A 15,439-nucleotide genomic window follows, 5' to 3' on the forward strand; every position below is an offset into this window, starting at 1 on the left:
TTCTTATTTATTTTTTTGATAAATTAACTCTTGATAATTATTTCATTATTTGGTAAGTTAAATATATAATCACTTGTATAAACAAGTCAAATAAATATATAAAATAAATTATGAAAGGACTATACTACAAATGAATATAAAAGAAATTCCATTTAGTTACTTTGGATCTTATATGTCTATTTCCTATTCAGACGAACTTGGATTTACATTAAAATCATTAAGAGGAAAAGCAAAGAAAAATATGGATGTACTAAGGATTATACCTACCGTAAATAACATACCTGTAGATTATGAATTTGAGGCTAATTATTTTAGTATATTAATTAAATTCAGCAGTGGTAGTATATCTATATGTTTTGACGGAGATTCTAAAATCGTATTCTATGGTAAGGGAGAAAATGTAGGGCTTAAATTAGATACACTTCCTATATACAATTTTGAATATAATTATCTTCTGGGGAAAAAAGGTGCAGAATATTGTGTTATAAATAGCTACAAAAATTTAACTAAGTTTTTAGTATTCTCTGTTAATGGTAAGGTTACCTTATCACAAAACATATTTATAGATGGCTGTGCTTCTACAAATAAAGCTAATAATACTTCAATAATAGATGTTAGCAGTAATAGTGATAATGAATTTATATGTGTTATAGAGGATATTCCTACTCATATGAAGATTCCAGATTACAAGGAATATAACTTTGAAACTTCATTAAATAAAACAAAAAAATTATTTGATGAATATTATCTAGCTCAACCTAAAGTAGATGAAAAGTATAAAAACTCACTTTTAAGAGCGAGTTATATAAACTGGTCTTCTTTTGTTAAGCCTCAAGGATATCTAAAGAGATATACTATACTTGCTTCAAACTCAACATTCTTAGGTGCATGGAGCTGGGACCACTGTTTTAACGCATTAGCTTTAGCTGGTGTAAATGATAAATTAGCTTTTGACCAAATGGCAGTACTCTACGACTACCAAGATGAATATGGTCAAATTCCTGGTTCTTTAAGCGATTCTACTATTAGATGGAATTTTACAAAGCCACCTATTCAAGGATTATTCTTTAGTAAGATGATGAAAAAAATTAACTTTACTAAAGAAACATTAGAGGAAATTTATAATTACATAGAAAAACAAGTATTGTTTTATGTAAAGTTTAAAGATTCAAATATGGATGGTATTTTTGAATATCACCATGGAAATGATTCTGGTCAGGATAACAGTACAATATTTAAAGGAGCCATGGTTGTTGATACTCCTGATTTAACAGCCTTTATAATAAATGCTATGGACATGCTATCAAAAGTAGCTGAAAAACTAAATAAGAATAGTGAAAAAGAGTATTGGTCTAATAAAGCAGACGAACTTACAAAGTTATTCTTAAATTATTTTATAGTCGATGATTTACCTGTAGTTCGCGAAACTGTAACTGGTGAAATACTTCCTAATAATGCCTTACTTCCTCTTGTTTCTTTAGTGCTAGGAAATAGACTTCCTAAATATACTAGAGATAAAATGATAGCTTTAGTTACTAGCGAAAGATATTTAACTAACTGGGGAATCGCAACAGAAGCTATAGATAGTGATGAATATCAAGATGATGCTTATTGGAGAGGTCCTATTTGGGCTCCTACTACACTGTTATTTGTTGAAGCTTTAGAAGAGTGTGGTGAAAATGAACTTGCAATAGATATTGCCAAAAGATATTGTGAACTAGTTGATAAAAACGGCTTTGCTGAAAATTTCAATGCTATTACAGGAGAAGGTCTTAGAGATAAATCTTTCACCTGGACAGCTAGTACTTTCATATACTTAGCTGCTAAAGTTTATAAGTATAACTCTCAAAGAATTAATAATATAAAATAGAGTACAAATTGTACTCTATTTTATATTATTAATTCTTTGAGATTGATGAAAAAATATAAATCCATCAGGTATATGTCTAGACTGCGTATATTCAAACATTATACCTTGAGCATTATAAGTATTATTGCTAACAACTGCAACACAATTGTAATCTCCTAATTCTAAATATCTTTTATCTAGTTTAGTTGCTTTTTCAACTGTCATGGTTCTTTTTGTCGTTACTATAGTTTCATTTAATTTACTTTCCATATATTCATATATAGAATTAGATGCTATTTCTTCATTAATATCTTTTACTATATCCTTCATAAAATAATTATGATCCATAATAGATGGTTTATTTTCTAGAATTCTTACTCTTTGTATATAATACACTTCTGTTCCAACTTCAAAGTTAGTTATTTGACTTTTTTTATCATCTATAATCATTTCCTCAAAATGAACTACTTTCGTTTTATATTCTTTATTGTTTCTAATAGCAGACTCTTTAAATGACTCTGTCCCCCCTAACAAAAACTCTGATTGTTTATTAGCCTTATAAATTATAAATACTCCTTTTCCATGCTTACTTTGAACATATCCTTGGCTTGCTAATTCCTGTATAGCTCTTCTAATTGTATTTCTAGAACAACTATACTCTTCTATTAATGTGTATTCTGATGGTAATAAATCTTGGTATAAATATTCTTTATTTTCTATTCTATTTTTTAAATCTATATATATATCATAATACTTGGCTCTTCCCATTCTAACCTCCCAATTTTATATAATTATTTAATTGTGTCTTATTTCTAATAACTATGTATTAATATAATATATTATAAATTAAGCAAATATCAAAATAAATATAAATTTAAAACTGAAACTAAATTTTTTTCTAAAAAACTTCAAATATAAACACTATTAAAATATTGGTTTGATACTAAACTTGATAATATTCTAAATCCAATCTTCCAGTTACACCGAAAATTTTAGAGAAAGTTTTAGTAGATGTTTCTTTATTTGATAAATATAATCGTGCAGACTCTTAAATATATAATAGCAAAAGGAAAGTTAAAACTAATAATATTAATTAGAATTTCAAAAAGTCTATTCTGTAAATAATAAATTATAAGAATAGACTTTTTAAATTTGTGTTTTTGTAAGATAATTTATTTAATTAAGGTTTGTTCTTTTTTCTAAACGATTCTTTATAAATTCATGTATTGCTTTCACTAATATATTTGTAATTAGTATTAATACAGCTAGTGCTGCTGCCTGTGCTGTACTTCCCTTATCATCTAATTGTACAATTGATATTGCAGCTACCTTTGAACTTGCAGTATATATAAAAACCAGTGCTGATATTGTAACCATAGAGTTTAGGAAAAAATACATAAAGTTCTCTAAAACTGCTGGCAAACAAAGTGGTATAGTTACATTCTTAAGAATTGATGCACTGTTTATTCCCATTGACTTAGCTACCATATCCAACTCTTTATCTACTTTCTTAATAGCTGTAGTAGCAGTTATAAATGCTACTGAAAAGAAATGAACTATATTACATATAATCATTATAAGTAATGTTCCATATAATCCATTAAACAAATTCTTAACGTATATTGTATCCATAAAATTAAACTCTAGTTTATTAAAAAATAGTACATAAGCTATACCTAACACTAACCCTGGCAATGCCATAGGTAATGTACTTAGAAAATATCCAAATGATTTTAAATGTGGAGCTTTTTCTGTTTTTTCATTTAGATATGCAAATAAGAAAACAAAGCTTGTCCCTAGAATAGCTGTCAATAGTGACATTTTTATTGAATTTATAAATGGTTTAATTCCATCAATACTGTTTTTCATTGAAAAGTGTTCCAGTGTAAGTCTTAAATCATATGGCCAAACTGAGATTAGTGATGATAAGATTACAGTTAACATTACAGCTATTATACCAAATGCAATAAGTCCTACAACCCCTCCTAGAATTCCATCTCTTAACTTATTAGATTTAACTTTATATGGAATCGACTTTGAATTTATATATGAATTTTGATTTTTTTCAATTTTTTTAGTCACTATAAAAGATATTATTGCAGGTATTAAAAGTAATATTGATACAGTTGCACCCATTGGCATATTTTGTTGACCTATAATTTGCTTATATACATCTATTGATAATACATTAAACTCTCCTCCAATTACTTTTGGAGCTCCAAAATCTGTAAAGCACAATGTAAATGATACAAATGCAGAACTTATTAAAGAATATTTTATACTAGGGATTGTTATACTTATAAACTCTCTTACCTTACTTATCCCCATAGTGTTACTAGCTTCATATAATCTATAATCAGTTGAATCTAATGATATATAAAGTATTTGAAATGATTGAGGAAATACATATATAATTTGTGCCAATATTATTCCCAATGCTCCATATATTGGAATACTTACTCCAAGTAAATTAGTTACCAACCCTTGATTTCCAAATAAATATACTAGACCTATTGCATGCATCATTGTTGGAGCAAACATAGGAAACATTGCTAATGATTTAAAAAAACCTTTGAATTTAATCTTTGTTCTCGTTAATGCATATGCATATACTAATGCAAGTGTTAATGATATTACAGTTGATATAATAGACACAAATACTGTATTTTTCAAGGAATTCAACAGAGTTTCAGAAGCCAAGTATTCTTTAAAATTTTGTAATCCAACAAAAACTCCATCCTTATCTAAAAATGCTTGTATAAATAGATAGATTATGGGCGCTAATAAAAATATTACTAAAGACATGACTAATACTGTAAGCATACATTTTTTTATATCTAAATTCATTTTTGATTTAAGACTTATACTTTTAGAACTTATAGCATTATTATTCATATACTTATGCTCCTTTAACTTTTGGATACTTTAAATAGTATTTTTCATCTATATTTATCTTTACAAGGTCGCCTTCTACTAAATTTAAATTAACCCACTCTTTTATAGAAACATCACTTATTATGAAATTTTCATTTAGTTTATCTTTTATTTCCACTCTTAACAAATTACCTCTAAATTCTATATTTGATATTATTCCTTGATAATTTTCTTTTGTTGATTTCTCTATTTGAACATATTCTGGTCTTACGGTTAATATAGAATTCCCATTATCAAAACAGTTTGTATCTCCTATAAATTGAGCTGTAAATAGATTTTGAGGATTTTGGTATATCTCTTCTGGAGTTCCTATCTGCATTATATCTCCTCCATTTAAAATGGCAATTTTATCTGCCATTGTTATAGCTTCTTCTTGGTCGTGTGTTACCATTATTGTCGTTATATTAAGTTCTTTTTGTAATCTTTTAATATCCATTCTAAGCTTGTGTCTAACCTTAGCATCTAATGCAGACATTGGCTCATCTAAAAGTAAAAACTTTGGTTCAAGTGCTAATGCTCTTGCTATTGCTATTCTCTGTTGTTGCCCACCTGATAATTCTTTAGGATATTTATGAGCTTCATTAGTCAAGCCAACTATTTCAAGCACTTCCTTAACTTTATTATCTATTTTTTCTTTTAAAACTTTTCTTTCCTTAAGTGGAAAGGCTATATTGTTATATGCAGTCATATTTGGAAATAATGCATATGATTGAAATACTATTCCAAAACCTCTCTTTGATGGCTCTAAATTTGTAATATCCTTATCTTGAAGAATTATAGCTCCACTATTTACATCTTCAAGACCTGCTATTATCCTAAGTAATGTAGTTTTACCACACCCACTAGGTCCAAGTAAACATAGAAATTCCCCTTCTTCAATATCCAAACTAATATTATTTAAAATCCTTTTTTGGTCATAATTCTTAAACACATTATTTATTTTCAAGTAACTCATATCTTATCTCTCCTTATTATAGTTATATTTTTTATTTTAAATTCTATACTTTATCTTTTCTTCTAAAATTATTTTATCTGAATTATTAAGTTAAACTTTACTTACTTTCAGATTTTGAACCATACTTTGATTCCCAAGTTTTAAGTACTGTACTTCTGTTTTTGGCAGCAGAGTTTAAATCAACTTCTTCTATTAGCTGTTCAAATGGTTGTTTAGAATAACCTTTTGGAGCTGGATTATCTGTCTTTATAGAAGTAACTGCTACTTCATGTGCATATCTATCCATAGCCGAATCACTCATTGCCCAGTCTAAAAATAACTTTGCTTCCTTTTTTATATTATCTTTTTTAACTAAGGCATTTGCTTCTAAATCCCAACCTGAACCTTCTTTTGGAAATACTACTTCTATAGGTTCTCCACTGGATAATTGTTGCGTAGCTCTATATCCAAGTGTAATACCTATTGGATACTCTCCAGAACCAGCTAACTTCGCAGGTTTTGAACCTGAATGTGTATATGTAGCTATATTTTTATGTAATTTATCCATATAATTGTAAGCATCTTTTTCACCCATCATTTGAATAAGCCCTGACACTGTAAGATACCCTGTTCCAGATGATGCTGGATTTGGCATTGTTATAAGTCCTTTATATTCTGGTTTTATTAAATCTTCATAACTTTTTGGAATATCTATACCTAATTTCTCAAGTTCCTTATAATTAACTACTATAGCTGTCTCTGGGACACTCATTCCTACCCAAGATACATCATCTTCAGTATCTTTGAATTTTTTATCTACCTTATCATAATTTTTAGGCTTATACGCTTCAAGTACTCCATCTTCTTTTAGCTCTATCATATTCATTGCTGATAATCCCCATATAACATCAGCTTGTGGATTATCTTTTTCTGCTAATAATTTTGAAGCTATTACACCATGAGAATCCATAACTATTTCTACATCTATATTAGGATGCTCTTCTCTAAATCCTTCCATGTAGTAAGCTATTTGCTCTTCTTCTAATGCTGCATATATCGTAAGTTTATTATTTCCTTTTCCTTGAGTAGTTTGTGGTGTTGTTGATATGCAACTTGTCATAAATGTAATCACTACAATACACAGACAAGTAAATAGAAATTCTTTCATATCTTCCCCCTTTTATGCTTTTATCTTTTTTTATTTGTTTTTTATTGTTTTTGCTTATGTTTATATAATACACCTAATTTGTTAATATAAAGTTAAGTGTAAATTAACAGTTCGTTAATTTTTAGAAATTTTTGTTAAATATATTATTTTTAGTTAAATACAGTCTGTTTTTAAACAATATATTAATTTTCATAATATCTATACTTTTAATTTAAACATAAAAAATAAGCCTAACCTCTATAAATTAGAACGTTAGACTTATTTTTATAAGTATTTAATTATACAACCAAATCATTTTTTTTCTTTTCTTCAAGTGCTTTTTTAAGCACCATATCCTTAACCTTCATAAGTCTAGTAGTACTTGCTCTCTCATTTTCTTCAAGCTTCATAGCTATATACTTGATAGTCTCAATGTAATTTGGTATCATTACATTTTCAAGAGCATTAACACGTCTACGTGTCTTTTCTATCTCTTGAGCAAGAAGCTGTGCACTTTTTTCACTCTCTGCAAGTCTTAAAAGTGGTTCCATAGCAGCTGAGAATGCTTCCATAGCAGAATCTAATTCACCTGATGTAAAAGCAAGACCATAAGGATAAATATCACTTTGATTGTTTTCAGTTTTAAAGTCAAACACAGGAACATCAACACTCATTATATTTCTTGTAGAAACATCTACTGAAACAGATTGCTTTGGCATCATAAGTGCTGAACCTAGATACTCCTGACTCATAACTGCTCTTGCGATTATAAAATTTTTATAAGCACCGTCAAGAGCACTTTCTGCTTCTTCACGCAATCGCTTATTTTCTCTTACAATCTCAAGAAATTGTTTCATAAGTTCATCAAGTTTATCTTTAAGAAGCTTATGACCTCTTGTAGCAGTTTTAAGGAGTTTCTTAAGTCTAGTCATTTCCATACGTGTTGGATTTATATTTAATCTAGCCACAGATATCACTCCTTAGGCATATATTTTTCAAAATATTCATCACGAATACGTTTAAGTTCACTTTTTGGTAACATACTAAGAAGCTTCCATCCGATTTCTAATGTCTGCTCAATAGTTCTGTCAGTTCTAAATCCCTGTGAAACATATTCTTTCTCAAATTCATCTGCAAACTTAGCATACATTAAATCAATCTCAGAAAGTGCAGATTCACCAAGTATTGCCATAAGCTCTTTTGCATCCTTACCTCTTGAATAAGCTGCGAAAAGCTGGTTCATTGTATCTGCATGGTCTTCACGAGTCTTACCTTTACCAATACCCTTATCTTTTAGACGAGAAAGTGATGGTAAAACATCTATAGGAGGCTGTATATCTTTTTTATAAAGCTCACGGCTAAGTATAATTTGTCCCTCTGTAATGTATCCTGTAAGGTCAGGAATTGGATGTGTCTTATCATCCTCAGGCATTGTAAGTATTGGAATCATAGTTATAGACCCTTCATGCCCTTTCATTTTACCTGCTCTTTCATACATTGTAGCGAGGTCAGTATAAAGATATCCTGGATATCCACGACGTCCTGGAACTTCTTTTTTAGCTGCTGAAACTTCACGCAATGCCTCTGCATAGTTTGTAATATCCGTTATTATAACAAGTACATGCATATCTTGCTCAAAGGCAAGGTATTCTGCTGCTGTAAGTGCCATTCTAGGTGTAGATACACGCTCTACAGCTGGGTCATTTGCAAGGTTTACAAATACTACAGAACGGTCGATTGCACCAGTTGCTTTAAAGTCACTTATAAAGAATTCAGCATCCTCAAAAGTTATACCAACTGCAGCAAAGACAACAGCAAACTTAGAATCAGTTCCACGTACTTTTGCCTGTCTTGCAATCTGAACTGCAAGATTTGCATGTGGCAAACCAGACCCTGAGAATATAGGAAGTTTTTGCCCTCTAACCAGTGTATTAAGCCCATCTATAGCAGAGACACCAGTTTGTATAAATTCGGCTGGATAGTCACGTGCTGCTGGATTTATTGGAGCTCCATTTATATCAAGTCTTTTATCTGGTATAATTTCTGGACCTCCATCAATAGGTTTACCCATTCCACTAAAAACACGCCCTAGTATATCTGGTGAAACTCCAAAGTCAAGACTCTTTCCTAAAAAACGAACTTTACTTTCAGCAAGGTTTATACCTGTTGAACTTTCAAAAAGTTGAACAAGTGCAGTATCTCCATTTACCTCTAGAACTTTACAACGACGAATCTCTCCATTTGAAAGTTCAATCTCTCCAAGTTCGTCAAATTTTACACCTTCTACGCCGTTTATTAGCATAAGAGGACCGGCTACCTCTTGTATTGACTTATATTCCTTTATCATAGTTCTTCAGCCCCCCTCTTTTTAATAAGGTCTGCAAGCTCGTTGTCTATTTCATCTTCAATTGAATCGTAAGCTGCATCTATATTGTCTTCTTCTACATACTTAGCACGACCAATCTTTTCAAGAACTGAAAGCTTGATAATATCGTTTATAGTAACATTTTGCTTGATAGCATCTTGTGCTGACTTATAGAATTTTAATATAAGCCCCATCATTCTATATTGTTTATGAAGTGATGTGTAAGTATCAACTTCATGGAAAGAGTTTTGATGAAGGAAGTCCTCTCTTATCGAACGAGTAACTTCTAATATCAATCTATCTCCATCTGAAAGTGAGTCAACACCAACCAATTGAACTATTTCTTGAAGTTCAGATTCAACTTGTAAAAGTTTCATAGCTTGAGCTCTTTGAGCTGAGAAATTATCATTTACATTTTTATCTGCCCATATATCAACTTTTTCCTGATAGAGTGAATAACTTGTCAACCAGTTAATTGCTGGGAAATGACGCTTATATGCTAAAGATGCATCAAGACCCCAGAATACTTTTACTATACGAAGTGTTGCTTGGCTGACAGGTTCTGATGTATCACCACCAGGAGGAGAAACTGCACCAATTGCTGTAAGTGTTCCTTCTCTTTCATCCATACCTAGACAATTTACCTTTCCTGCTCTCTCATAGAATTGAGCAAGACGTGAACCTAAGTATGCAGGATAACCTTCTTCACCAGGCATCTCCTCTAAACGACCACTCATCTCTCTAAGAGCTTCAGCCCATCTTGATGTAGAGTCTGCCATAAGTGCAACGCTATATCCCATATCTCTAAAATATTCAGCTATTGTAATACCAGTATATATAGAAGCCTCACGTGCAGCAACTGGCATATCTGATGTATTGGCTATAAGCACAGTTCTTTGCATAAGTGACTCGCCTGTTCTCGGGTCTTTTAATTCAGGGAATTCAAGAAGAACATCCGTCATTTCATTTCCACGCTCGCCACATCCTATATATACAACTATATCTGCATCTGCCCATTTAGCAAGCTGATGCTGTGTAACAGTTTTTCCACTTCCAAAAGGTCCCGGTATAGCTGCCACCCCACCTTTTGTAATTGGGAAAAATGTATCTATAACTCTTTGACCTGTAACAAGAAGTGAATCTGGTGTTTTCTTTTCTCTATATGGTCTTTCTTTTCTAACTGGCCATTTTTGCATCATAGTTACAGGTATGTCATTACCTTTTTCATCTGTAATAACACAAACTGTATCTTCAACAGTAAATTCACCAGAATATATTTCTTTTATAGTACCTTTAACTCCATAAGGAACCATAATCTTACATTCCACTACAGCTGTTTCTTGAACTCCACCAATTATATCTCCTGCTACAACTTTATCACCAACAGATTTTTTAGGTTTAAATTCCCACTTAACTTCCCTATCAAGTGAAGATACTTCAACACCTTTAGTTATATTAGTACCTGAAATATCATACATTTTTTCAAGTGGACGTTGAATACCATCATAAATAGTTGAAATAAGACCTGGTCCAAGTTCAACACTCATAGGCATTCCAAGAGAAACTACTTCTTCACCTGGTCCTAGACCAGAAGTTTCCTCATAAACCTGTATAGAAGCTTTATCTCCATGCATTTCTATAATCTCGCCTATAAGATGTTTATCTGAAACTCTTACGACGTCAAACATATTCGCATCTCTCATGCCCTCCGCTACAACAAGCGGTCCTGACACCTTTACAATTGTGCCTGTTTTCATATTCTCTCACCTGCAATCATATACTTTATCAAAATTTAAATATTCCCTCCTATATTTTATCAATACGTATCTTTAGCACTAATAAAATTTGAGATTGTCTTTTATTCAACTTTCATCTATTCTTTAAATAATATATCTGCACCTATAGCACGTTTACTAGATTCTCTTACTTCATTCATACCTAATCCCATACTTCCTCCAATACCTGGAATAACTATAATGGCGGGAAGTTGGTAGTCTTTGTATTTTGCTATTGATTCTTTTGCAAGCAATGATGCCTGTTCTGTAATATAAATTATCGCATATTCATCTTCAACCAACTTATGTATACTTTTTTTAATTTCGTCACTATCATAGGCTGGGAAGATATCTATTCCAAGAGCTAAAAATCCCATGATGCTATCTTTATCTCCAACTACTCCTACCTTATACATAAGCATCCCTTAGCCTTTCTTTTATAGTATCTGCGTCTATATTATTAAGCTTACTAGTCAAAATAATTCTAATTGTCTTTATTTCTGATTCTTTAGCATATAAATATGCAATTAGTGGTTCTAATGTAAGAGGCTTAAATTTTGCTTCTCTAACATATTCCATAAGATAATCATCACAAAGTTTTTCAAAGACAGTAAAACCACTATCCATGCCATTTTTGCAGACATCAGAGTAAGAAGTAGATTTAAAACATGATGCTGGAGTGTCTGAGGAAAAAGCTTCTAAGAACTTTTCCTTATTAAGTGAACCACCTAAAACAAACACGTTCATAAACATATCAAAATCTTTCTTCATATTTTTGACTCTTATAAAACTCTTTAGATTTGTTAAATCACAAACTTTCATAACATAATCTATTACAAATTTGTTTTGACTTTCTTTAGCAGTCTCTTTCATACTAGAAAAAGTTGCTTTATCTAGAACAATATCAACCATCTGACCATTTTGTGTCTTGCTATAAACATCAAATGCGTCTAATATAGCTGATGTCATTATCTTAGGTAAATCACTAAAACTACGATTTGCTAAAGATTCTCTAAGCTTAATAAGAGGAATTGTACCTCCATCAATCAAATATTTTTCACCATCTACACCAGAAATTTCTTCTTTAATCAGCACTTTTAAGTTGTGATAATCATTTTTATAAAGAAATACATCAACAAATTTTTCTTCAGGAGCTAGACTTTTAAGAATTTCATATGTCTTTGACAATTCTTGAGTCAAAATATTCTCAAAATTATGTATATCATTATTTGATGTATCAGCATAACCTGCCTCAGCTATAATTCTTAAAGAGTCTTCAGGGCTTTTGGCTTCTGCCATTTGAATAAACATTTGTCTGTTAAGAAGCTGTTTTTCAAGCACTCTTATTCGTGCCACGGCATAGGGATAAGTTTTTTCTTCTGCCATTTTTTAACCCCTCCTTAATTAAACAAAATTTCTGCTGTAATTTGCTCAATATATTCATGTTCTACTGCAATTATGGCTTCAAATGAATAATTGTACTCAATGTCACCTTTTTTAACTATGAAACCTCCAGTAATATCTCTAGTTTCATTAGACACCTTAATACCTTTTTTTGATAACACATCTTTCAATGTTTTCTTGTCTTTTTTTGATAATACTATCTCTGAATCATCTGTGCAATTTGATTTTTCAATCATATTTAGTATAATCTCTTCATATTCATTATCTTTAAGATTTAAAAGTTTGTTTTTAGCTTCTAAAATTACTTCTTCTAAAATCTCTTGTTTTTTTGATAATATTTGTTTTTTAGCCTCCATATAAGCTCCTGATATTTCCTTAGAAGCCGCTTTTTCTGCTTCTGCTTCTGCAAGCTTTGTATAGGAAGCCATTTCCTTTTCAGCTTTTTCATTAGCTGAATTTATTTTTGAATCTGCCTCACTTTTAGCTTTATCCAATATTTCTTGTGCTTCTTGTTTGGCATCAGCTATAATTCTGTCAATCATTTTTTGTTCATTACCCATAGGAGTGCTTCCTCCTTTTCATTTTTTTTACTTATGAATTATAATCTATAATTAACCAACTGCAATTCCATTGTAAGCTAAGAAAGAAACAAGTAGTCCTAAAAGAGCATATGTTTCAACTATTGCTGCAAATGTTATAGCTTTACCAAGTTCTTCAGGTCTTTTTGCAACTATTCCAACCCCTGCTGCTGCGGCTTTACCTTGTGCTATACCTGATACTAAACCAACTAAACCAATTGGAAGTCCTGCCATAAGAAGTTGTAAACCTTGAGCTGATGTTGGTATTACATCTCCACCAATAATTCCTGCTTTTGATAATATAAGGAAAGCTATGATAAATCCATATAGACCTTGTGTACCTGGAAGAAGTTGTAAAACTAGAAGTTGACCAAATTTACTAGGGTCTTCTGTTACAACACCTGCTGCGGCTTGACCTGCTATTGAAGTACCTTTAGCAGAACCCATACCTGCAAATAATGCTGCTATAGCAGCTCCTGATATTGCCAAAAATTGACCATTTCCTAACGCGTTTAAAAATTCCATATTTACATCTCCTTTTTATTAATGCTTGTATATTTTGTTTTATACTTAAACGGAACAAAAGGAACTCCTCCGCCTTCATAAAACTTGTTGAAAAATTCTACATACTGTAATCTACTTGTATGAACATATGCACCTAGTGCATTTATAAGAAGGTTTATTGTGTGTCCCACAACACCAATTACAACTGCAAAGATTGGACCAGCTATAGCCCCTAAAAGATTGATAACCTGCCCTATAACTCCTGTTGTTAAACAAAGTGCCATAATTCTTGTATAAGATAATATATCAGCAAAATAGCTTGTTATACCATAAAGACTTGAAAAACCTTTAAAAAGCTTAACAGGAACGCCTTTAAAACTTCTTCCTTGAGTAAGTACAAGACCTATAGCACCTATAATTGCTAAATATTTTCCTACTTCTGAAAATACACCTATATCCCCTGCAACAAAAGGTATTATAAGTAGACATACACCTGTTATACATAAGTACCAAAAACCTATGTCAAAAATTGCATCTATTACCTTTCCATCCCTTATTAATGTATATGCTTTTATTCCCAGACCTACATATATATGGATAATACCGAACAGTAACGACATTCCCATAAGTACCATAACATCCTCTAAAGGATTGATTAATGCTTTTATAGGAATTAAATCCCCCAAAATACCCCCGAATATAAGACCCCATATAGTAGTTGAAACTCCACACATACCAATAAGTTTAATTAAATTTCCTTCACCTTTTTGCATCTTGGCTTTGTATACAACAAATCCACATATTAGTGCAATTATTATCCCATATGCAGCATCACTTAGCATCATTCCAAAGAATACAACATAAAAGAAAGTCATAATTGCATTTGGGTCAATATCCTTTGTGCTTGGACAGCTGTACATGTTCGTTACACTTTCAAAAGGTGTTACAAGTTTATTGTTTTCAAGCAGAATTGGGAAGCCTTCTTCTTTACTTCCTTCCTCGGTCTGAACACAACAATCAAACTTTTCTGTAATTTCTTTAATTAGCTCGTCTGCCCTTTTACTTGGTAACCAACCATTAAGACAGAATGTTGTTTTTGTTTTTACAAGCCTCTCTATAATCTTTTTCTGGTCTCTTTCTATAGTGTAAAAATCATATAGATTCTCAAGCATGTGTATACTATCTGCATGTCTTTTAATTTCTTCTTCCTTGCTTTTAGAAACGTTTTCCTGTGTAATTACCATTTCATTATATTTATTGATAGCTTGTAATGGTGTACCTTCTTCATTTGGTAATGAAACTACTGAAAAATTAAATTCTTTTAAAACTTCTAAAACGTCATCAAAAGTTTCTTTTAAAGTAATTAAATAAACATAGCTCATTAACTTGTCGGAATTGATAATCCCAAGAACACTTTCTGGTATTTCATCTTCTAATTTTACTCTTAAAGCATCAATATTTACACTTATAGGTACAGTTCCAAGTATAGTTTTTGTATACTTAGTTTCCATATTTTCAAGAGGAATATCAAAGTTTACCCATGGTTCTAACATACTTTTATTGTTGTTAAGTAGGTTTATGTTAGACCTTATTGTACCTATCTCCTTATGTAGATTGTTTAACTCCAAAGCTTCAGCATAAATTTGCTCTTCTTTTTCATTATCAATTCTGTTAAACTCTCTTTTTGGTGCAAACAGGGCTTTCTTTTGTTTCACTAGTGAAGAAACAATATTAATTGCTTGATTTACATGAGACATCTTCTGCTCTAGCATTATAACTTCAGATTCTTCACTATCTTTTACAAGATAATTTTTTAATTCCTCCTCCTCAGTAAGAAAGGCACTATCATCAATCTGAACAAACCCACGGTTCATAAGTAGCTTTAAAATCTGGCTTTTTTGAGCTTCTAAGCCAACAATAGATATTTTGTTCATATTAACTATTGCCAT

Annotated in this window: 13 protein-coding genes; 1 reads left to right on the forward strand and 12 read right to left on the reverse strand. The window is 31.1% G+C overall.

All coding sequences use genetic code 11. The features are described 5' to 3' along the window. Window positions 1–130: 130 nt before the first annotated feature. Window positions 131–1,870: a hypothetical protein gene (locus JJC02_14040; GenBank protein ID UDN54007.1), complete on the forward strand. Its 1,740-nt coding sequence runs from the start codon at window positions 131–133 to the stop codon at window positions 1,868–1,870. Window positions 1,871–1,885: 15 nt separating this feature from the next. Here the strand turns inward: JJC02_14040 and JJC02_14045 are convergent, their stop codons facing one another. The 12 genes from JJC02_14045 to JJC02_14100 form a co-directional block, all read right to left on the reverse strand. After that, window positions 1,886–2,617, reverse strand: a complete 732-nt coding sequence (locus JJC02_14045) for a UTRA domain-containing protein (GenBank protein ID UDN54008.1) — start codon at window positions 2,615–2,617, stop codon at window positions 1,886–1,888. 408 nt (window positions 2,618–3,025) lie between these two features. Next, complete coding sequence (locus JJC02_14050; GenBank protein UDN54009.1) at window positions 3,026–4,744, reverse strand: putative 2-aminoethylphosphonate ABC transporter permease subunit; 1,719 nt, start codon at window positions 4,742–4,744, stop codon at window positions 3,026–3,028. 4 nt (window positions 4,745–4,748) lie between these two features. Continuing rightward, complete coding sequence (locus tag JJC02_14055) at window positions 4,749–5,738, reverse strand: ATP-binding cassette domain-containing protein (protein UDN54010.1); 990 nt, start codon at window positions 5,736–5,738, stop codon at window positions 4,749–4,751. A gap of 97 nt (window positions 5,739–5,835) precedes the next feature. Next, window positions 5,836–6,885: a putative 2-aminoethylphosphonate ABC transporter substrate-binding protein gene (locus JJC02_14060; protein ID UDN54011.1), complete on the reverse strand. Its 1,050-nt coding sequence runs from the start codon at window positions 6,883–6,885 to the stop codon at window positions 5,836–5,838. Window positions 6,886–7,163: 278 nt separating this feature from the next. Further along, a complete protein-coding gene (locus tag JJC02_14065; GenBank protein ID UDN54012.1) occupies window positions 7,164–7,832 on the reverse strand; it encodes a V-type ATP synthase subunit D in 669 nt (222 codons plus the stop codon). A 5-nt stretch (window positions 7,833–7,837) separates the two neighbouring features. Then, on the reverse strand, window positions 7,838–9,211 hold the full coding sequence (locus JJC02_14070) for a V-type ATP synthase subunit B (protein ID UDN54013.1): 1,374 nt from the start codon (window positions 9,209–9,211) through the stop codon (window positions 7,838–7,840). Beyond that, window positions 9,208–10,986 carry a V-type ATP synthase subunit A gene (locus JJC02_14075; protein UDN54014.1) on the reverse strand — a complete coding sequence of 593 codons (1,779 nt, stop codon included), beginning with the start codon at window positions 10,984–10,986 and terminating at the stop codon, window positions 9,208–9,210. Before JJC02_14075 ends, JJC02_14070 begins: the two co-directional genes overlap by 4 nt. A 116-nt stretch (window positions 10,987–11,102) precedes the next feature. Next, entirely contained in the window at window positions 11,103–11,426 is a 324-nt protein-coding gene (locus JJC02_14080) for a V-type ATP synthase subunit F (protein ID UDN54015.1), read from the reverse strand. After that, the gene (locus JJC02_14085; protein UDN54016.1) at window positions 11,413–12,390 is read right to left on the reverse strand and encodes a V-type ATP synthase subunit C; all 978 of its coding nucleotides are present in this window, start codon (window positions 12,388–12,390) and stop codon (window positions 11,413–11,415) included. Before JJC02_14085 ends, JJC02_14080 begins: the two co-directional genes overlap by 14 nt. A gap of 14 nt (window positions 12,391–12,404) precedes the next feature. After that, on the reverse strand, window positions 12,405–12,968 hold the full coding sequence (locus JJC02_14090; GenBank protein ID UDN54017.1) for a V-type ATP synthase subunit E: 564 nt from the start codon (window positions 12,966–12,968) through the stop codon (window positions 12,405–12,407). Between the two features lie 51 nt (window positions 12,969–13,019). Beyond that, on the reverse strand, window positions 13,020–13,511 hold the full coding sequence (locus JJC02_14095) for a V-type ATP synthase subunit K (protein ID UDN54018.1): 492 nt from the start codon (window positions 13,509–13,511) through the stop codon (window positions 13,020–13,022). A gap of 2 nt (window positions 13,512–13,513) precedes the next feature. Next, window positions 13,514–15,439: a V-type ATP synthase subunit I gene (locus JJC02_14100; GenBank protein ID UDN54019.1), complete on the reverse strand. Its 1,926-nt coding sequence runs from the start codon at window positions 15,437–15,439 to the stop codon at window positions 13,514–13,516.

The sequence above is a fragment of the Clostridioides sp. ES-S-0054-01 genome, assembly GCA_021561035.1.
Lineage (GTDB): Bacteria > Bacillota > Clostridia > Peptostreptococcales > Peptostreptococcaceae > Clostridioides.

Coding starts and splice junctions, on each gene's coding strand:
- JJC02_14040 (UDN54007.1), top strand. CDS start 131: ATGAATATAAAAGAAATTCCATTTAGTTACTTTGGATCTTATATGTCT.
- JJC02_14045 (UDN54008.1), bottom strand. CDS start 2,617: ATGGGAAGAGCCAAGTATTATGATATATATATAGATTTAAAAAATAGA.
- JJC02_14050 (UDN54009.1), bottom strand. CDS start 4,744: ATGAATAATAATGCTATAAGTTCTAAAAGTATAAGTCTTAAATCAAAA.
- JJC02_14055 (UDN54010.1), bottom strand. CDS start 5,738: ATGAGTTACTTGAAAATAAATAATGTGTTTAAGAATTATGACCAAAAA.
- JJC02_14060 (UDN54011.1), bottom strand. CDS start 6,885: ATGAAAGAATTTCTATTTACTTGTCTGTGTATTGTAGTGATTACATTT.
- JJC02_14070 (UDN54013.1), bottom strand. CDS start 9,211: ATGATAAAGGAATATAAGTCAATACAAGAGGTAGCCGGTCCTCTTATG.
- JJC02_14075 (UDN54014.1), bottom strand. CDS start 10,986: ATGAAAACAGGCACAATTGTAAAGGTGTCAGGACCGCTTGTTGTAGCG.
- JJC02_14080 (UDN54015.1), bottom strand. CDS start 11,426: ATGCTTATGTATAAGGTAGGAGTAGTTGGAGATAAAGATAGCATCATG.
- JJC02_14085 (UDN54016.1), bottom strand. CDS start 12,390: ATGGCAGAAGAAAAAACTTATCCCTATGCCGTGGCACGAATAAGAGTG.
- JJC02_14090 (UDN54017.1), bottom strand. CDS start 12,968: ATGGGTAATGAACAAAAAATGATTGACAGAATTATAGCTGATGCCAAA.
- JJC02_14095 (UDN54018.1), bottom strand. CDS start 13,511: ATGGAATTTTTAAACGCGTTAGGAAATGGTCAATTTTTGGCAATATCA.
- JJC02_14100 (UDN54019.1), bottom strand. CDS start 15,439: ATGGCAATAGTTAATATGAACAAAATATCTATTGTTGGCTTAGAAGCT.